An 18,225-nucleotide genomic window follows, 5' to 3' on the forward strand; every position below is an offset into this window, starting at 1 on the left:
CGCCGGTGGTGGATGAGGGCGGTCCGGCCCCGGCTACAGGGGCTGGGCCGGACCGGTCGGCTGACGCCGGGGCTCAGCCCCAGCAGTTCTCCAGGCCGTACGCGGTGTCCTTGGCGTCGACGCCCGACTGCGTCCTGTCGGTGATCAGGGTGACGCCGGTGTCGGTGTAACCGGATGCCTTCTTGCCGTCCTTGGCAAAGTCCGCGACGGCCTTCACGCCGAGGGACGCCATCTTGAGCGGGTACTGCTGCGAGGTCGCAGCGATCTTGCCTTCCTGGACGGCCTTCGTGCCCGTGCAGCCGCCGTCGACGGAGACGACCAGCACCTTCTTCTCCAGACCCTTGGCCTTCAGCGCGGTGTAGGCGCCCAGAGCCGCCGGCTCGTTGATCGTGTAGACGACGTTGATGTCCGGCGCCTTCTGCAGACAGTTCTCCATCGCGGTCTGCCCCTTGGCCTGGTCTCCGCCGGTGTCCTGCATGCACACGACCGAGGGGTCGCCCTCCGGGACGCCGAAGCCCTTGAGGAAGCCCTCGTGCCGCTGCACGCCCACAGCCACTCCGGGCGCGAGGTCAAGAGTGGCGATCTTCGCCTGCTTGCCGGCCATGGCGGCCCTGGCGTATCGGCCGATGAGCTCGCCGGCCTTGACGTTGTCGGTGGCGAACAGGGCGTCGGTGGCGTCCTGCGGCTCGGTCGGGCTGTCAAGGGCGATGACCAGGACGCCCTTGGCGCGGGCCTTCTCGAGGGCGGGGACGATCGCCTTGGAGTCGTTGGGCGTGATGAGGATGCCCTTCACACCGGAGTTGACCATGTTCTCGATCGCGGTGACCTGGCCCGCGTTGTCGCCGTCGAACTTTCCGGCCGCGCTGACGAGCTCGACGCCGCTGTCCTTCGCGGCCTGCTCGGCGCCCTCCTTCATCTTCACGAAGAAGGGGTTCGTGTCCGTCTTGGTGATCAGGCCGACCTTCACCGATCCACTGGACCCGCCCTGGGCGCCGGAGCCGCAAGCGGTCAGGGCCAGCGCCCCGACGGCGGCGCAGGCGGTGACGCGGACAAGGGTGGGAACGGCACGGTTCCTACGGGACATGAATGACTCCTGCGGGGTTCGGGCGGAGCGGCCGCGCTGGTCGGACAGGCTGCGGCGCGGGGGAGGTCGTTGCTGTGCGGCGAGTGTCATCGTTAACACATGTCATCGTTGACACTGCTTGCGGAGGATGATGGACTCCGACTCCGCGCAACGTCAATGCCTTGGCACCGTCACAAATCGGCAACGTCGAAGAAGGTCCGTACTTCGATGACGCCGCCCCTCGTGAACCGCCCTGCTGCGCACCGCTACCGCGCCGCCCCAACTGGAGAGAAGCCGTCATGCGCCTGCCTCGGGTCACCGTCCTCGGAGAATGCGTCGCCGACGCCTTCACCGCTCCCGCGCCCACCTCGGGTGAGTTCGCTCCCGAGCTCGCTCTGCGGGTCATGCCGGGCGGTGGCCCGGCGAACACGGCCGTGGCACTCGCCCGGTTGGGCACGTCCGTCCGCTTCCTGGCTCGGCTGTCGGACGACGTCTTCGGTCGGCTCTTCCGTGCTCACCTCGAGGCATCCGGCGTCGATCTGTCCCGGGCGATACGCGCTCACGAGCCCAGCACCCTGGCCGTCGCCGAGCTCGACGCCCGGGGTCAGGCGGTCTACTCCTTCCACGCGCAGGGCACAGCGGACTGGCAGTGGACGGCGGACGAACTGTCCGCAGCGGATCTCGCGTCCACCACTTGTCTGCACGCGGGTTCTCTGGCCCTCGTACGCGAACCGGGCGGCCCCGTGGTGGAGGAGTTCCTCGCCCGCGCCTCTGATGCGGCCACGATCTCCATCGACCCGAACGTGCGGCCCCTGCTCGTGGCGCCCGAGGTCTACCGCGCACGCCTGCAGCGCTGGTGCGCGCTCGCGGACATCCTGCGGCTGAGCGAGGACGACCTGGAGCTGCTGCTGCCCGGGTACTCGGTCGAGCGCGCCTGCGACGTCTGGCACACGGCGGGTGCCCGGCTCGTGGTGGTCACTCGCGGCGAGCGCGGCGCGACAGCCTCACTGGACGGCGACCGGGCCGCCGTGCCGGCTCCGCCGACCGAGGTGGTGGACACCGTGGGGGCGGGGGACTCGTTCACCGCGGGTCTTCTGCACCATCTCGACGCCAGGGGCCTGCTGGGCGGGCGGTTGACGGATCTGCGGATGGACGACGTCGCGGAGGCGTGTGCGTTCGCGGCCCGGGTCGCGGCGCTCACCTGCTCCGCCAGCGGCCCGAACCCGCCCTGGGAGAGCCAGTTGCGGCCGCCGGCGACCGCGGTCGGGTGACCGGCCCGCACCCCGGTCCGGCCCGGACGAGTCTGCCGGAACCATTGACGCACCGCCGCGCGCAAGCTCATCATCACTCCCCAGCAGGTGTCATCGCTGACATGTGTCAGCGATGACACCTGCTGTTCCGGGCCGCCCCCACCGGCCGGCACTGCAATCCCCTTCCGGCGGTCGTGCCCACCGCAGCGGACGCGGCCGGGACGCCGCCCCACAGTGCAGGAGAGACCATGAGCCCAGGCCCCGTACTCCGCCGTGCCCCGCTGCGGCTTGTCGCCGCGGCGGCCGCAACATGCGCGCTCGCCGTCACCGCCGTCGCCCCCCGGGCCGCGGCATCCGACAGCCCGCCGTACACCGAGCCCCACCGGCCCCAGTTCCACTTCACACCGAAGAAGAACTGGATGAACGACCCCAACGGGCTGGTCTACTTCAAGGGCGAGTACCACCTCTTCTACCAGTACAACCCCAGCGGCAGCACCTGGGGCAACATGTCCTGGGGCCACGCCGTCAGCAGGGACCTTGTGCACTGGGAGGAACTCCCGCTCGCCATCCCGCACGACGACGAGGAGATGGTCTTCTCCGGCAGCGCGGTCGTCGACCATCACAACACCTCGGGCTTCGGCACCGAGAACACCCCTGCGATGGTCGCCGTCTACACGAGCGCGTACAAAGCCGACGGCAAGCAGGCCCAGTCGTTGGCCTACAGCACCGACCGGGGTCGGACCTGGACCAAGTACGCCGGCAACCCCGTGCTGGACATCGGCTCGAAGGAATTCCGCGACCCCAAGGTGCAGTGGTACGCCCCCACCAAGAGCTGGCTCATGACCGTGTCCCTGTCCACCGAGCACAAGGTCAGGTTCTACTCCTCCAAGGACCTCAAGCAGTGGGAGCTGCTCAGCGATTTCGGCCCGGCCGGTGCCGTGGGCGGCGTATGGGAGTGCCCCGACCTGTTCCCGCTGCCGGTCGACGGAGATCCGAGCCGCACGAAGTGGGTGCTGGTCGTCAACATCAACCCCGGCGGCATCGCGGGAGGTTCGGCCGCGCAGTACTTCGTCGGCGACTTCGACGGCAGGAGGTTCACCCCCGACGACGACGGCTCCTACACCCCGCCCGCCGGGCTGGTCATGCAGGACTTCGAACAGCCCGGCTTCGGCGCCTGGGCGACGACCGGCACGGCGTTCGGGAACGAACCGGCCACCGGCCCGCTCGAGGGACAGCTGCCCGTCTCCGGCGTCGAGGGCACGGGCTACGCCAACAGTTTCCACGGTCACGACGGCGCGACCGGCACCCTGACCTCACCCGCCTTCACCGTCGACAGCCCCTATCTGAACTTCAAGGTCGGCGGTGGACGACACCCGCACGTGACCGGCGCCGTCATGGGTGAGCAGCCGGTGCCCACCGGGACGGTCCTGGCCGACTTCGAAGCGGCGGGCTACGGCTCCTGGACCGCGACGGGCACCGCGTTCGGCGACGGCCCGGCGACGGGCACGCTGCCCGGCCAGCAGGAAGTGTCCGGGCACCTCGGCGACGGCCTGGTGAACACCTTCCTGAACGGCGACTCCACCGTCGGGACGCTCACCTCACCGGACTTCACCATCGACAAGGACCACATCAACCTCCTCGTCGGAGGCGGCAACCACCCCTCCGGCGCCGAGGCTCCCACCGCGGTGCGCCTCGTCGTGGACGGCAAGGTCGTCCGCAGTGCCGCCGGCAAGAACTCCGAGGCACTGAACTGGGCCACCTGGAACGTCGCCGATCTATCCGGCAGGACCGCCCGTATCGAGATCGTGGACCAGAACACCGGTGGCTGGGGCCATATCAACGTCGACCACATCATGCTGTCGGACACCCCGGCAACGCCACGTTCGAACGAGACGTCTGTGAACCTGCTCGTGGACGGCACGGTCGTGCGGACCGCCACAGGCGAGGACAGCGAAACCCTGGACTGGGCCTCGTTCGACCTGCGCCCGTACGCCGGGAAGCAGGCCCGGGTCCAGCTCGTCGACATGAACACCGCGGGCTGGGGCCACATCTCAGCCGATCAGTTCACCGCCGCCGATACGCCCGCGCTGTCGAGGATCCAGCGCGCCGACTGGGTCGACCACGGCAAGGACTACTACGCGGCCGTGTCATGGGAGGACGCCCCGGACGGGAGGCGCCGCATGATCGGCTGGATGAACAACTGGCAGTACGGCAACAGCGTTCCCACCTCCCCCTGGCGTAGTGCGCAGAGCATGCCGAGGGAGATGGGGCTGCGCACCGTGGACGGCCGGATCCGGCTGACCCAGCAGCCGGTGACCTCCCTGGAGTCGCTGCGGACCGCGCCGCCCGTCAGCGTGCGCGACGTCACGGTCACCGACGGCTCCACGCCTCTGGCCGGGGGACGTGCCGACGGCAAGGCGCTCGACATCCGGGCCACCTTCTCCCTCGGCGACGCCGAGCGGTTCGGACTCAAGGTCCGCACGGGCGAAGGGCAGGAGACCGTCATCGGTTACGACACCGAGACCCAGGAACTGTACGTCGACCGCGCGAGGTCGGGCGCGGTGGACTTCAGCGACGACTTCCCCGGTGTCCAACGCGCGCCGCTGACGGCCAAGGGCGGCAAGGTCAGGCTTCGGATCCTGGTCGACTGGTCCTCCGTGGAGGTGTTCGGCGGCGACGGCCAGGCCGTGATCACCGACCAGATCTTCCCCGACCCGGACAGCGAGGGGGTACAGGTCTTCGCAGAAGGCGGTTCCGTCGGCCTGGACCGCATCCAGGTCTGGCAGCTGCGCTCGTACCGCGACTGATCGCGCTCATGCGCGCTCATTGACAGCGCAGGGCGGGGATGCCGGAACCGGCCCCCCGCCCGTACCGCTCACGCCACGCCGGCCACGCCGGAGACAGACAGGAAGAACGACATGCGCAAAACTCTGCTGGCCGAGTTCGGTGTCCGGCCCGGCTCCGAGGAACACGTCGCCGAGCTGGTGAGGGACTACTGTCGGCACGTCCGCGAAGAACCCGGGAACCTGGCGTTCGAGGTGTACACGAAACAGTCCGACCCCCTGGCGTACTGGATCTTCGAGGTGTACGCGGACGAGGCGGCGTTCCAGGCTCACCTGGCAGCGCCTTACGGCTCGTTGTTCAACGCCGAGCTGCGGCAGTCGATCACTGAGAAGGAGTCCGTCCTCACGTTCCTCAGCCCGCTCGACGCCACGCAGTGGGGTGGTGACTCGTAGGCTGTCCCGGACGGCGGGCGGCCGGCCGACGCACTCGCATCCGACGGACTTGACCGATCGTGAGGGTTGCAGCCGCGCCACGACAGCTGTCTCGCCCCCGGTGCGTCCACGCCTCAGCGGCGGGCCGTCCGCCGAAGACGGCTCGGGGTTGTCCTTGCGGAGGTTGGTGGACACGAACAAGGACAACCCGGAGCGTCAGGTGCGGTTGACGTTCATGGGCTGATCGAGCCGATCACGATGTGCAAGCGGCGCTGGCCGACGGCCCCGCGGCCCCATCCTCGTCATGACCGGCGGTCTCGCGACGGCCGGTGGGTCACGGCCAGCGCAGGATCACGTATCCGCGGTGGGGTACGTCGGCCTCGACGTGCAGGTGCGGCCCGGCTCGCCGCACCGGGACCGACACCGGCTCCCGCAGGGGTTCCAGCAGCAGGGCCGTCGGATCGCCGTCGGTCACCACCACAGGGCGTGCCGGGTCGGCGGAACCGTTGGCGATCGCCAGTCGCCGTACGCCGTCGGCCTCACCGTAGTGCGGGACGAGGTGCGGTCCGCCGGTGACCAGGGGGAGTTCGGCGCCGAGGAAGCGGACCATGCGCTGTGCCAGGCGCTGTCCGTCGTCGCATCGGCCCAGCGTCTCGGGCGCGCACGCGGCCATGGTCACGACTCGCCCGCCGAGGCTGTTGGTGTAGGCGACCCGGCCGTCGCCCCAGTGGTCACGCCGTGGTGTGAGGATGCGCGTCCACACCTGCGCCTCGGGCACGGCAGTGAGCCTGGCCAGGGCGGGCTGGACGTTCACGCTCAACAGCGCGTCGCTGTCGAGGATGTGTTCCATGCTGTACGGCTCCGGCTGCGGCGTGTCCCGTTCGACGATCCCGCCCACCTCGACGCCGAGGAACTCCCCGCAGCCACGTTCTTCGAGGATCCGCGCGGCCACCCCGTCCAGGAGCAGGCCACCGGAGAGCAGTCGCGGCAGTTCGTCGTCGGGGACGCCCCAGGCGGTGCTGCCGAAGAGCGCTGTGACGGGAGCCCTGCCTGCCTGGATCGGGATGCCGTAGGAGAGCAGGAAGCGCGCGGTGCGCACCGGGTCGGCCTCCAGGCCGCGGAGCGTGCCGTCGCCCGGGATCGACGCCGCCGTGTCGGGCCACCAGGGGACGCCCACGCCGATGGTCGTCAGGTCCTCGGTGACGGTCGCGTCGAGCGCGGCGCGTGAGGCGTCGAGCATGCGACCGATGCGGGGATAGCGCGCGGGGCCGCCGGTGACGAACGGGAACAGGTCCAGAAGGAGCGCGTCAGCGCCGGAGAGCTGCGCGGTGACCATCTCCGACCACGTCTGGGTGTCGGACTTGCTCCATTCCGTGTGCGTCCAGTTCTCGATCTCCGGCGCGACCTCGACCGTGTCGGGCCGTAGCGGCCTCTGGAGTTCGAGCATGGCGACGGAGTACGACAGGAAGGCACCGGGCTGGTCGCTGTACGGGGCGAAGTGCGGGCGGTGCACGTCGCAGCGGGTGAACAGGGCCTTCCAGTCGCGCCCTTCCAGGGACGCGGATCCCAGGCCGGAACTCATGAGGCCCAACTGCGCGCGGCCCGCGACGGCGTCCCGCACGGCGTCCAGGGCCTCCAGCTGCGTCGTGCGCCACGTGCGGCGCAGGATCTCTCGCCACGGGTGCACGCCCGGGCCGGTGATGGCCTCGACGAGCTGTTCCCTGGAGGGGCGCTCGCCGGCCAGCTCGGCGAACCGGTCGAGCATGCCGGGCTCGAAACCCCCGCCCCAGGTGAGCGGCGCGTGGTTGTGGAAGCGGAAGTCGTCCTCGATCCACAGCACACGGAAGCCGAGGCCGGCGAAACGCCCGTAGTGCGACGCGAGCCAGTCGCGCCAGACCGGGCACGCGAACGAGGCCGCGGCGGTGGCGACCTCCCCCTGGGGCGAGACCAGAGGCGCGAATCCCACGTCCTGTACGCGCCCCCGGTCGGCGTGTCCCGCCGTCACCCAGGGATTGAGACTGAGCGAGACGCCGTGCTCCGTGAGCACCTTGTGGGCGTGTGCGACGTGCTCGAACCAGAAGTCCTCGTCGGCTCCGACCAGATGGCCGGTGTGCAGCTCCTCGGACCCGTAGATCAGCACCACTTCCTCGATCCCGTGCGCGACGCAGAACTCACCCAGTTCGCGAGGGTCCCGCCCGGGAAGGAGCTGGTAGCGCAAGTGGTACCGCGACGTGCTGGTCATGCCTGGGATCCCCTGTCCACACGGGTACGTGATGACGCAGGGAGCGCGAACCTCCTCGCCTCGGGCACGATCACGGGGGTGCCCTTCCCTGTGGCAGCAGAGAGTAGCGACACTTTATTCAAACCGCCAGGTTTATTGGCCTCGGCCGGTCCGGGCTTCGGGCTCTTGGCGCCCGGAACAGACCGTTATGCGCCTGTGGTGTCCGATCTATTAGCCAAAGCGATATCGGATTCCGCGTACTCGAGAGCCAGTCTCGCCGCACCGATGGCGACCGAGTCGCTCCCCAGACCGGACGCCACGACCTCCGGCGGATAGAGGCAGGCTCGGTTCAGGTGCTCCTGGATGGGCTCGACCAGCAGGGCGCCACCGCTCGACAGCGAGCCGCCGATGATGACCATCTCTGGGTCGAAGGGGCCCACCACCGTCAAGAGGCTCTCCGCCAGCCCGACCGCGAGCGCGGTCACGGCCTCCGCGGCCCGCGGCTCGCCCGCGGCGGCCCTGCCGAAGGCGAATTCCGCGGCCTGCGCCGGCGAGCGAAGCTCTCCCGGCTCGACCGCCATCGCGAAGTCCATGACGGGACCGAAGACCTGCCACAGGCCGGTGGCGTGTTCCGCGATCTCGCCCGAGGCCGAGTGGGCCCCGCGGTACGGCTTGCCTCCGATCAGCATGCCCAGCGACATCCGGTTGCCCGCGAAGAGGTAGAGCACGTCCATGCGCTCGACGGCGGCGCCGCGCCACTGCTCGGCCAGTACGGCGAGCCGGACGTCGTTCTCGACCACCACGGGAGCCGAGATCCTGCCCGACAGCTCGTCCTGGAGCGCGAGGCCCGTCCACCCGGACAGGACGGAGCTCTTCACGACGCGCCCGGTACCGTCGACGACCCCGGTGGTGCCCACCCCCACGGCCATGGGGCGCTGGCCCAGCTCCTCCGAGCAGTCGGCGATGAAACGCTCGATCGCGTCCAGGCGCTCGCCCGCCGTCATGTCGGGGAAGATCGCCGCCTTGCGGGACTGGGTGACCTGCCCGTTCAGGTCGACCCCCACCGCCTGGAGCCGGTAGGCGCCCACGCTCAGACCGAGGACGCGTCCGGCCGAGGCGCGGAACCGGTAGCGCTTGGCGGGCCGGCCGCGCAGACCGCGCTCCTGGCCGCACTCTTCGGCCCACCCCTGCTCCAGCAGCTCTTCCATGATCGTCTCGACCGTCGGCCTGGAGACCTGCACCTGCTGGGCCAGCTCGGTCAGGGTTGCGGCCGTCTCGCGGTGCCGCAGAACGCGCAGGACGGCGGCGGAGTTCAATCGCCGCAACAGAGAGGCGTCACCGCCGTGCTGGTTCATGCCAGGCATCCTACTTACGAAAGTTCACAGAGAAACAGCAGGTGATTCGGATTTCGTCGCCGCCGGCCTCCGTCGTCCGCATGAGAGACCCGGAGCGCCGTGCCACCCAGGAGAACTGGGGACGGTCACGGGCGGAGCGGTCTCCAGCCGAGGGTCGGGCCCGGCGTAATGGTGGCGTCACTTAGCAAAACTCTTTGAATATAGGTATTGACCGGGGCGCGACCCGCGCTGTTGACTCCTGCCACATCCGCACGGAGCCCGAAGGCGTCGAGACGACGCCGCGGCTTCGGTGCCGGCCCCGCGTGCACCCGGCGAGGCGACCGGCGGCATCCCGTTCTCGGATTGGCTGAGGCAGCGACACCTGTGATGAGTACGACGACTGCGTTCAAGCCCCGGCTCCGCCCGGGCACACAACGGATCCCTCTCCCCGAGCGCCCCACGACGGTCTGGGCGTCTGCCGAAGTTCTCCCCGCTACCACTCGCCGCAGGAGGTGAACGTGTCGGCCACTGCATCCACTTCGCCCCGTCCGGACACGCCTCAACCCGCTCCGCCGCGCGATCGGCGCGCACGTCCGCGTACAGAGGCCGGAAAGGCCGGCCGCGACCTCGCGGCCCGACGGCGCTTCGGCGCACGCCTCAAGCGGGACCGAACGCTGCTGCTCCTGTGCGTGCCCGGCATCCTGTACTTCGCGGTGTTCTTCTACCTGCCGCTGGCGGGCAACGTCATCGCCTTCCAGGACTACCAGACGTATCTGGGGTTCCAGCAGAGCCCGTTCGTCGGCTGGGCCAACTTCACCGCGCTACTGGAACAGCCCGAGTTCTGGTCCGCCGTGTGGAACACCCTGGAGATCAGCGTCGTCCAGCTGTTCCTCTACTTCCCGGCGCCGATCGCCCTCGCGCTCTTCCTCAACTCCCTGATCGGTACCAGGACCCGTCGGCTGATGCAGACCGTGGTCTACCTGCCGCACTTCCTGTCCTGGGTCGTGGTCGTGGGCATGTTCCAGCAGGTCTTCGGCGGCGCGGGCACGGTGACGAGTCTGCTCAACGACAACGGCATCGCCGTCGGCAACATCATGAACAACCCTGACACGTTCATCCTGCTGCTCACCTCCCAGGCCGTCTGGAAGGACGCCGGCTGGGGCGCGATCATCTTCCTCGCCGCCATGGCGTCCATCGACAACTCGCTCTACGAATCAGCGGCCATGGACGGCGCCGGGTGGCTACGCCGCATGTGGCACATCACCCTGCCCGGCATCCGCCCCGTGATGATCATGCTGCTGATCCTGCGGCTCGGCGACATCCTCTCCGTCGGCTTCGAGCAGATGCTGCTCCAGCGTGACGCGGTAGGCGCGGAAGCGGCGGAGGTACTGGACACCTACGTCTACTTCCACGGCGTCGTCGACGGGGACTGGGGCATGTCCACCGCCGCGGGCCTGATGAAGGGCGTCATCGGATTCATCCTGATCGTCCTCGCGAACAAACTCGCTCACCGCCTCGGCGAGCAGGGGGTCTACCGATGAGCATGGCGTCGCTTTCGACGATTCTCGGCAAGGGCCGGCGCGGCCGCCGCCCGACCGAGCGCCCCGTATGGATGGAACAGCCCAGCAGGGCGGGCCAGGGGCTCAAGCTGTTGGTCATGGTCGCGATGATCGTCGCCGTCGGCTACCCGTTCCTGCTCGCCATCGGCACCAGCCTGGCCACCAAGGCCGAACTGGCGGCGAACGGCGGATATGTGCTCTTCCCCGCGGATCCGACCTTGGAGGCGTACCGGGTGGTGCTCTCCGGTGGCGTGGTCACCCGCGCCGCGCTGGTCAGCGTCGGCATCACCCTCGTCGGCACCGTACTGAGCCTGCTGTGCACGATCTGCCTCGCCTACGGGCTCTCGCGACCCGGGACCCTCGCCGGGAAGCCGTTGCTCCTCATCGTGGTGGGCACGTTCCTCTTCACACCGGGCATCATCCCCAACTACCTGGTGGCGCAGGCGCTCGGACTGCTCGACACCTACGGCGCGATGGTCGTACCCATCATGCTCAACGCCTTCAACGTCATCGTGGTGCGGGCATTCTTCCAAGGCATCCCGGAAGAACTGCACGAGGCCGCGCGCCTCGACGGGGCAGGCGATCTGAAGGTGCTGCTGAAGATAGTGCTCCCGCTGTCCAAGGCGGTGATCGCTGTGGTCGGCATGTTCTACGCGGTCACCTACTGGAACAGCTTCTTCAACGCGATGCTCTACATCAACGACCCGGACAAGCTGCCGCTGCAGGTCGTCCTGCGCTCGTACGTCCTCCAGGGCGACACGTTCAACGCCAAGGCGATGGGTGTCAGCGTCCTCCCGGCGAGCACCTCGCTGTCGATGGCCGTCCTCATCCTCGCCGTCCTGCCGATCATCGCGGTCTACCCGTTCCTGCAGAAGTACTTCACCAAGGGCGTCCTCACCGGCGCGATCAAAGCCTGAGCCCTTCTTCCACCGTTCCTTTCGCCGGTCGCCGGTCATTCCCGCCGTTCGTCCTTCCCCCTTCATCGCTTCAGGGAGAGCCATGTCCTCCAGAAACCTCAACCGTCGTGGATTCCTCGGCGCCGCCGGTGCGGCCGGCCTCACCGTCGCAGGAGGTGGTGCTCTCGCCGCGTGCAGCTCCGGAACGGGCACGTCCAACGGCGCCGGCGCGGAGGCCTCGGCCAGGCTGAAGCTGCCGACCTACGTGCCGGCGCAGGTCACCCCTCCGGACCTGCTCGGCAACGGCCAGGGCCTGGACCCCGCCTACCTGCGCTACCCCAAGGACCCCGCCCGTAGCGTCACCGCGGTGCCCGGTGACGGAAAGCCGGTCACCGCCCTGACGGAGACGTTCACCACCGCGGCCCCGGCCATGAACCGCAACTCCTACTGGCAGGAGCTCAACAAGCGGCTCGGCTCGGAACTGCGTATGACGATCGTCAACGGCCTCGGTGCCGAGGACGTCTACCGCGCGAAGTTCAACGCGACCGTCGCCGGCGGCGACATGCACGACCTGATGTGGTTCCCCCCGAACCAGGGCCTGAAGAACGTCCCCGCCCTCCTCAAGGCCAAGTTCCACGACCTGACGCCGTACCTCGCGGGCGACGCCGTCAAGAAGTACCCCCACCTGGCGAACATCCCCGACTTCGCATGGCGCACCGCCGTCTTCAACGGCAAGCTCTGGGGCGTCGCCGTCCCGTACGGCCGAATGGGACAGGTCTACGTCGCCAACGAGGACTTCTGGAAGCCTGTCGGCGGTGCGCGGTTCGACAGCGCCCAGGACTTCCTCGACAAGGGGAAGGAACTGCTCGACACCAAGCGCAAGAAGTACGTGCTGGAGCCCGCCTACGTCAACCACATCGGTCAGTTCGCCCTGTGGTACGGCGCGCCCAACGGCTGGCGGCTGGACGGCGGCAAGCTCACCCACACGTTCGAGACGGAAGAGTTCTTCGCCGGACTCGAGTTCGCCCTCAAGTGCCGGCAGGCGCAGCTCTTCTGGCCGGACCCCAACCTCGCCACGACTCTGGAGAAGCTGGAGGGCGGCTTCCTCGGCGCCCATGTCCAGTCCTTTCCCGGCTTCCTCAACGACAGTGCGATGTACGACTGGCCGGCGAAGGTCATCGTCCCCTTCGCCGCGGAGCCGGGCATCAGGCCTAGCTTCAGCTTCGGCTACGGCTCGGTCGGGTTCACCGCGATCAACAAGACGGTGCCCAAGGAGCGCATCGAGACGCTGCTTCAGATCATGAACTACCTCAGCGCGCCCTTCGGCACCGCGGAGCGCCTCTTCCTCGACTACGGTCTGGAGGGCACCCATCACACCCGCTCCAAGGACGGTGATGTCATGCTCAACACCAAGGGCAACGCCGAGGTGCTCACCACCCGGCAGGCCATCACCTTCTTCGGCAACGCTCCGCAGGCGCTCTACCTGCCCGGCAAGCCGGAGGTCACCAGCGCCATCCACCAGACCGAGCTCGAACTGATGAAGCTCGCCCGAGTCAATCCGACCACGGGCCTCTTCTCCGACACCAACTCGAACAAGGGCGCCTCCGCGTCCGGCGACTTCTACGGCGCCATCACCGACCTCGTGGCCGGCCGGAAGCCGCTCTCCTCCTTCAAGAAGGAGATCCTCCCCGCCTGGCAGCGGGCCGCGGGCAACGCGATGCGGCGCGAGTTCGAGAAGGCCATCGCCCAGGGCGGTGGCAAGTGACCGACGACCTGCGCATCGGCGTCATCGGCCTCGGACTGCGGCGCAACCTCGCCGACTCCGCCCATCGTCCGGGCGAAGGCTCGGTCGTCGCCGCGGTGGCCGACACCGACCCGGCGGTGCGGACCGGGGTTCCCGGGCGGTTCCCCGGCGCGACGGCCTACTCCGACCACCGGACGCTCCTCGACGACGACACCATCGACGCCGTCATCGTCGCCACCCCCGACGACACGCACGAGGCCATCGCCTGCGACGCCCTCGAGGCGGGCAAGGCGACCTACGTGGAAAAGCCGCTGGGGATCACCGTCGAGCAGTGCGACACGATTCTGCGCACCGCGTACGAGACGGGCAGTCGCCTCTACGTCGGGCACAACATGCGGCACATGGGCGTCGTCCGGCTGATGCGCGACATCATCGCCCGCGGGGACATCGGTGTGCCGAAGACCGTGTGGGTACGGCACTTCGTCTCGTACGGCGGTGACTACTACTTCAAGGACTGGCACGCCGACCGCCGCCGCACCACCGGGCTGCTGCTCCAGAAGGCGGCTCACGACATCGACGTGATCCACTGGCTGGCCGGCGGATACACGCAGCGCGTCAACGCCCTCGGAGATCTGATGGTCTACGGCGACCTGCCGCGTCGGGAGCCCGACACCCCGCGGCCGGAGGGCTGGCTGCGCACGTTCGAGTGGCCGCCGGGCGAGCGCAGGAACCTGCACCACATCGTGGATGTCGAGGACGTGTCCGTGATGAACATGCGGCTGGACAACGGCGTCGTCGCCGCCTACCAGCAGTGCCACTTCAGCCCCGACTACTGGCGCAACTACACGGTCATCGGGACCGAGGGCCGGCTGGAGAACTTCGGTGACCGGCCCGGCGACGAGGTCCGCGTCTGGAACACCGGACCGAGCGACTACCGCGTCGACGCCGACGCGGTCCACAAGGTGCCCGACGCGAAGGGCGGGCACGGCGGCGCGGACGCACGGATCATCGAGGAGTTCTGCCGCTTCGCACGCGACGGCGGTGCCACGGACACGTCGCCCGTCGCCGCCCGGATGAGTGTGGCCGCAGGGGTCATGGCGACGCGCTCGCTGCGCGAGGGCGGCGCGGCGTACGAGGTGCCACCGCTGGACCCGAGCCTGGTCGCCTACTTCGCGGACGGCCAGCGGCGGACGGAAGCGCTGAAGTAGGAAGCGTCAGTGCACCGCACCACCGCCCCGGCCTCCTCGCAGGAAGGCCGGGGCGGTCGCGTTGCTCCACGGCCGCGCCGGTTCGTCGCCGGGGCTGGTGGACGTGGCTCGGCTCGCCGGTCACAAGCTCGCCGACGAACGCCTTCGCGAAGGCCGCCTCGACCTGTGATCGCGACACCAGATGCCCACGGCCGTCGAGCGGCTGTCGACCGCTCGTCAAGTGGGGTGATTCTGGACCACTTGTCGGTGATCCTGGCCCACGTCAATGGCGGAAAAGAGCTTCTACGGTACGTGAGGACCGACCAGTACCCGAGCAGAGGTCCTGACCGCATTCCATCGATATGCTGCTACCGCTGAGCACCGAACCCGGACTGACGGCCGCGCCGAAGGCCGGCGACGGGTGTCGCTATGTGGCGTCAATGCTCGATTTGGAAGCGGCTTTGGGACACTACGGTCTGGCGGATGCGGTTGGTGAATTCGGGGCTGCGCGCGATGCGTCGACCCCGTCGGCCGCCGCGTCACAGCCGGCGATGGGAGCCTGCCCCGGACCCGCCGGCAAACACAGGCCCCGAATCCGGGCCGCTGGCGGCCCTGCTGAACCGGACCGCGGTCACCCAGGTCGAGGTCGGCCGCCGGCCCCTGTCGGTCTATGACGAGCTGACCGGCACCCGCCCCTTCACCACCAAGCCGAGCACGAGGGAAACGTCTTGAAACACGGCCGGCAAGCTGGGACTGCCCCACCTGGCCGACGCCCTGACTCAGTACGCTCAGCGGGCTGACGAGGCCAAGATTGCCCACTCCCGGCGGCCCGAGCAGAGCTGCGTTGGCCTTGGTGCTCCTGCACCACTGCGACGTGATCTCCATCAACGGCCCCAGCTACCGGCTCAAGAACCGGCTCTCTGCCATCGAGTGAGACCAGGAAAGCGCAGCCTGACAACGACCTGGTCGACAATGAGCGCATGGACGTCCCTGAGCTGCTCGAATCAGCTTCCCTGCTGGTTCCGGAAGAGACCGCCACCGAGAACGACATCACGGTGCGAGATATCTGGGACTACCTCGTCCACGACGAGTGGGAGATCGCCCTGGGCCTGCTGGAGGAGCTAGGGGACGGTCGCTCGCTCCCTCTGGCGTTTTGGGAGAAGCTCGCCGACGCGGCCGAGCAGCTCCGGCTGGAGCGGAGCGCGGCTTGGTGCCATTGGCGGTGCTCAGAGATCCGCAACGGCGTGATCCGGGCGGATCTGGCGCTCCGTCCTGCCGTCGAGGCGCGACGCACGACGCCGATCTCCGGTGCCGGTGTTCTGCGACCCATGTGGGACACCGGACACCTCTCACCCACCGGTGGACGTGCGGTCAGCATCGCCTGGCTCTGGGTTGAGAACATGCCCGTTCTCGAGCCCGGCGGCCGAGCCACGGTTCGCCTCGTGCCCCTCACCCCCTCCCACTGGACGCACGTCCAGCCCGGCCAGCAGATCACCATGCACGAGGACCGAACCGTGGCCGGCACCGCAGTCATCCTGGAGGTTCACCGCCCCGCCACCGTCATGCCCTCGCGATGACGTGACTGGCTCACAGCCTCCCTGCTGGTGCACGTATCTCCGTACTTGGTGGGGCACTCACAGGAGTACGCCGACAGGGATCTCGTGCACCAACGTGACCCTGCTGGGCAGTCGGGAGAGGGGCACGTCCCAGCTCATGGTGACCTTCGGGGCGGGAGTCGATGAGCGGTTGCGGGGTTCAGGCTGGGGTTCTTCGTCGGACCCGCTCCGTCCCGCAGACGAGGGTCCGGGGGCGTCGCGAGCAGGAACGTGTAGAACTGAAGTTCAGCTGTAGTCGCAATTCTAGACTGGGTCTGAGAAACAGCCATAGTCGCGCTAGAGTGGCCCCTGAGCTGTTGAAAGAGACCTACGGAGGCCGGGCTATGTCACCCCGCAAGAAGCGGGCCACACTCGCCCGCACAACTCGCCGCCCCTATGTGGATGACGCCACCTGGGACAGCGCCGACGACATCGCCGCCAGTGATGCCCTGACCGTCGGTCACCTGCTCACCGTCCTCCTGGACCGGTATGCCGCCGGCGTCGTCGACGTGCCCCTTCCGGAGGAGGATGTGCGCGCGGGTGGACGCAGCGGGCACCTCGCCGCCATCGGAGATGCCGCCTGGGTCCACTCCGACGAGCGCCGAGCGCGGGAGGGCATCCAGTCCATGAGTGTCCTTTGCGAACTGCTGCTGCGTGAGACCGTTGCCGGACGCGTCTCGGCCGGTCTCGACGCCGCGCCGCGCGCCCAGCCGCAGACCGAGCCGCGCGAGGAAGCCGCGGGCGCCGTGACCCCGTCCCTGCTCCACCCCGCCGCCTGAGACCGGAGTCCGCCATGACCGAGCGTGCCGCAGAGCCCACTGGCCCCCGCATCCCCATGCCCGAGAAGACCCCGGCCGCGCTCCGTGTAGCCGTCGGACGCCTCGACCCGACTGTCCTCGCCACGTTTGATCAGCAGTGGGACGAAGCGATGCGCCAAGCCCGCGATGAGTACACCCTCACACCGCCCCGTGCCTTTGTCGAGCACTGGTGGTCATGGGTCGGAGTCGCCCGCTACCCGCAGCGCCTCGCCCGCTTCCGTGAGTGCGAGCGCATCATCGGTGAGTCGGATGATCGAGCCGAGCGCCGCGCCGCAGCGAGTGAGCTGGCTTCCATCCTCGCCGAGGCTGTCGCCGCGTGAGTGACTGGACCTGGGAGTACGAACCCGATGCCGAGAACGTCGTAGGCGGCCTGGACAAGACCCAGCGGCTGGAGGTCGAAGCGATCGCGCAGCGGATCGCCGATGCCGTGGGAGTCCGTCGCATCGGCAAGCCCTTCGACATCACCGAGGCGGCATCCGGCGTCAGGACGTTCGCAGAGGGCGCCGTGATGGTCTGGTACCAGGAGGACTACCGCGACGATGTCGTCCTGGTCCTCCGCGCGCAGCACTTCGGAGCGCAGCATCTCGGCACCTGACCCCGCGCGGAGTGACGCTGCCGGGCGTGCCGTTGCGCGCCAGGATCCCAGCACTCTCATGGCGGCCGTCTTCACCCCGTTGCCGAGGTGGCCGCGCGTTCTTCTTCGAAGCCTGACAGCAGGGCGTCGAGCGCGAAGTCGAAGCGTGCTTCGGCCGCGTCCTCGCCTGCCTCCCTGGCGGCGGTGACCAGGAGCGGGTACGCCGCCGGGTCCAGTGAGGCCATGTCCCCGGCGCCGTCGACGCGGCCCGCCTGGGCGGCGGCGTGGCCGACGACGAAGCTGGTCAGTGAGTAGAGCACGTCCAGGCTCCTGGGCAGGGAGAAGCCCGCCCCGTGCAGCATCCCCACGACGGCCTCCAGCGTCCGCAGGTTGCGGGGTGTCATGGCGGCCCGGGACAGCAGCAACGGCACGGTGTGCGGGTGGGCGTTGAGTGCGGCGACCAGCGCGTGGGCGTACGCGCTCAGGTCCGCCCGCCAGGTGGCGGCGCCGAACTCCGGGGGTACGGCCTCGGCGACGACCTGCTCGATCACCCCGTCCAGCAGAGCGACCTTGTTCGGCACGTGGTGGTAGAGGGTCATCGCCTCCACGCCCAGCTCGGCGCCGAGCCGCCGCATCGACAGCGCCTTCAGCCCTTCCTGGTCGACGAGCCGCAGCGCCGCCTCCAGGACGGCCTGCCGGGTGAGCCCCGCACGTTGTCCGCGAGCCCTGTTGGCCGCCATGGCGCCCCTCCTCCGTACCGGACGCACCG

16 protein-coding genes are annotated in these 18,225 nt (G+C 69.0%); 12 read left to right on the top strand and 4 right to left on the bottom strand.

The window, feature by feature from the left end; translation table 11 throughout:
* Window positions 1-73 precede the first annotated feature (73 nt).
* Window positions 74-1,084: a sugar ABC transporter substrate-binding protein gene (locus M5362_RS11330; protein WP_260227320.1), complete on the bottom strand. Its 1,011-nt coding sequence runs from the start codon at window positions 1,082-1,084 to the stop codon at window positions 74-76.
* Window positions 1,085-1,362: 278 nt separating this feature from the next.
* Between M5362_RS11330 and M5362_RS11335 the strand changes: the two genes are divergently transcribed.
* The 3 genes from M5362_RS11335 to M5362_RS11345 all read left to right on the top strand — a co-directional run bounded on the left by M5362_RS11335 (window position 1,363) and on the right by M5362_RS11345 (window position 5,549).
* The gene (locus M5362_RS11335) at window positions 1,363-2,334 is read left to right on the top strand and encodes a carbohydrate kinase (RefSeq protein ID WP_260227321.1); all 972 of its coding nucleotides are present in this window, start codon (window positions 1,363-1,365) and stop codon (window positions 2,332-2,334) included.
* Window positions 2,335-2,561: 227 nt separating this feature from the next.
* Window positions 2,562-5,120 (top strand): GH32 C-terminal domain-containing protein, encoded by a 2,559-nt coding sequence (locus M5362_RS11340; protein ID WP_260227322.1) that lies wholly within the window; start codon window positions 2,562-2,564, stop codon window positions 5,118-5,120.
* 111 nt (window positions 5,121-5,231) lie between these two features.
* Window positions 5,232-5,549 carry a putative quinol monooxygenase gene (locus M5362_RS11345; RefSeq protein ID WP_260227323.1) on the top strand — a complete coding sequence of 106 codons (318 nt, stop codon included), beginning with the start codon at window positions 5,232-5,234 and terminating at the stop codon, window positions 5,547-5,549.
* A 313-nt stretch (window positions 5,550-5,862) separates the two neighbouring features.
* Here M5362_RS11345 and M5362_RS11350 read toward each other — a convergent pair whose 3' ends face one another.
* Both M5362_RS11350 and M5362_RS11355 read right to left on the bottom strand, forming a co-directional pair.
* Complete coding sequence (locus M5362_RS11350; protein WP_260227324.1) at window positions 5,863-7,770, bottom strand: hypothetical protein; 1,908 nt, start codon at window positions 7,768-7,770, stop codon at window positions 5,863-5,865.
* 185 nt (window positions 7,771-7,955) lie between these two features.
* A complete protein-coding gene (locus M5362_RS11355; RefSeq protein WP_260227325.1) occupies window positions 7,956-9,104 on the bottom strand; it encodes an ROK family transcriptional regulator in 1,149 nt (382 codons plus the stop codon).
* Between the two features lie 491 nt (window positions 9,105-9,595).
* On the opposite strand from M5362_RS11355, the gene M5362_RS11360 reads away from it, so the two are divergent.
* The 9 genes from M5362_RS11360 to M5362_RS11400 all read left to right on the top strand — a co-directional run bounded on the left by M5362_RS11360 (window position 9,596) and on the right by M5362_RS11400 (window position 17,477).
* A complete protein-coding gene (locus M5362_RS11360; protein ID WP_374214443.1) occupies window positions 9,596-10,624 on the top strand; it encodes an ABC transporter permease in 1,029 nt (342 codons plus the stop codon).
* Between the two features lie 2 nt (window positions 10,625-10,626).
* Window positions 10,627-11,559, top strand: a complete 933-nt coding sequence (locus tag M5362_RS11365; RefSeq protein ID WP_374214453.1) for a carbohydrate ABC transporter permease — start codon at window positions 10,627-10,629, stop codon at window positions 11,557-11,559.
* Window positions 11,560-11,641: 82 nt separating this feature from the next.
* The gene (locus M5362_RS11370; RefSeq protein ID WP_260227328.1) at window positions 11,642-13,303 is read left to right on the top strand and encodes a hypothetical protein; all 1,662 of its coding nucleotides are present in this window, start codon (window positions 11,642-11,644) and stop codon (window positions 13,301-13,303) included.
* Window positions 13,300-14,490: a Gfo/Idh/MocA family protein gene (locus M5362_RS11375; RefSeq protein WP_260227329.1), complete on the top strand. Its 1,191-nt coding sequence runs from the start codon at window positions 13,300-13,302 to the stop codon at window positions 14,488-14,490. Before M5362_RS11370 ends, M5362_RS11375 begins: the two co-directional genes overlap by 4 nt.
* Before the next feature lie 823 nt (window positions 14,491-15,313).
* Window positions 15,314-15,403, top strand: coding sequence for an ATP-binding protein (locus M5362_RS11380; RefSeq protein WP_260227330.1), 90 nt, complete (start codon window positions 15,314-15,316; stop codon window positions 15,401-15,403).
* 46 nt (window positions 15,404-15,449) lie between these two features.
* Window positions 15,450-16,046: a hypothetical protein gene (locus tag M5362_RS11385; RefSeq protein WP_260227331.1), complete on the top strand. Its 597-nt coding sequence runs from the start codon at window positions 15,450-15,452 to the stop codon at window positions 16,044-16,046.
* 362 nt (window positions 16,047-16,408) lie between these two features.
* Complete coding sequence (locus M5362_RS11390; RefSeq protein WP_260227332.1) at window positions 16,409-16,843, top strand: hypothetical protein; 435 nt, start codon at window positions 16,409-16,411, stop codon at window positions 16,841-16,843.
* A gap of 14 nt (window positions 16,844-16,857) precedes the next feature.
* Complete coding sequence (locus M5362_RS11395) at window positions 16,858-17,202, top strand: DUF6247 family protein (protein ID WP_260227333.1); 345 nt, start codon at window positions 16,858-16,860, stop codon at window positions 17,200-17,202.
* The gene (locus M5362_RS11400) at window positions 17,199-17,477 is read left to right on the top strand and encodes a hypothetical protein (protein WP_260227334.1); all 279 of its coding nucleotides are present in this window, start codon (window positions 17,199-17,201) and stop codon (window positions 17,475-17,477) included. The genes M5362_RS11395 and M5362_RS11400 overlap by 4 nt, the downstream gene beginning before the upstream one ends.
* 71 nt (window positions 17,478-17,548) lie before the next feature.
* Here M5362_RS11400 and M5362_RS11405 read toward each other — a convergent pair whose 3' ends face one another.
* Window positions 17,549-18,196 (bottom strand): TetR/AcrR family transcriptional regulator C-terminal domain-containing protein, encoded by a 648-nt coding sequence (locus M5362_RS11405; protein ID WP_260227335.1) that lies wholly within the window; start codon window positions 18,194-18,196, stop codon window positions 17,549-17,551.
* Window positions 18,197-18,225: the final 29 nt, after the last annotated feature.

It is taken from the genome of Streptomyces sp. Je 1-79 (assembly GCF_025195125.1).
Lineage (GTDB): Bacteria > Actinomycetota > Actinomycetes > Streptomycetales > Streptomycetaceae > Streptomyces.

What these genes read in the sequence shown, in the direction of transcription:
- M5362_RS11340 (WP_260227322.1), top strand. Translation starts at nt 2,562, where the DNA reads ATGAGCCCAGGCCCCGTACTCCGCCGTGCCCCGCTGCGGCTTGTCGCC.
- M5362_RS11355 (WP_260227325.1), bottom strand. Translation starts at nt 9,104, where the DNA reads ATGAACCAGCACGGCGGTGACGCCTCTCTGTTGCGGCGATTGAACTCC.
- M5362_RS11385 (WP_260227331.1), top strand. Translation starts at nt 15,450, where the DNA reads ATGGACGTCCCTGAGCTGCTCGAATCAGCTTCCCTGCTGGTTCCGGAA.
- M5362_RS11345 (WP_260227323.1), top strand. Translation starts at nt 5,232, where the DNA reads ATGCGCAAAACTCTGCTGGCCGAGTTCGGTGTCCGGCCCGGCTCCGAG.
- M5362_RS11330 (WP_260227320.1), bottom strand. Translation starts at nt 1,084, where the DNA reads ATGTCCCGTAGGAACCGTGCCGTTCCCACCCTTGTCCGCGTCACCGCC.
- M5362_RS11395 (WP_260227333.1), top strand. Translation starts at nt 16,858, where the DNA reads ATGACCGAGCGTGCCGCAGAGCCCACTGGCCCCCGCATCCCCATGCCC.
- M5362_RS11335 (WP_260227321.1), top strand. Translation starts at nt 1,363, where the DNA reads ATGCGCCTGCCTCGGGTCACCGTCCTCGGAGAATGCGTCGCCGACGCC.
- M5362_RS11350 (WP_260227324.1), bottom strand. Translation starts at nt 7,770, where the DNA reads ATGACCAGCACGTCGCGGTACCACTTGCGCTACCAGCTCCTTCCCGGG.
- M5362_RS11370 (WP_260227328.1), top strand. Translation starts at nt 11,642, where the DNA reads ATGTCCTCCAGAAACCTCAACCGTCGTGGATTCCTCGGCGCCGCCGGT.
- M5362_RS11365 (WP_374214453.1), top strand. Translation starts at nt 10,627, where the DNA reads ATGGCGTCGCTTTCGACGATTCTCGGCAAGGGCCGGCGCGGCCGCCGC.
- M5362_RS11390 (WP_260227332.1), top strand. Translation starts at nt 16,409, where the DNA reads ATGTCACCCCGCAAGAAGCGGGCCACACTCGCCCGCACAACTCGCCGC.
- M5362_RS11405 (WP_260227335.1), bottom strand. Translation starts at nt 18,196, where the DNA reads ATGGCGGCCAACAGGGCTCGCGGACAACGTGCGGGGCTCACCCGGCAG.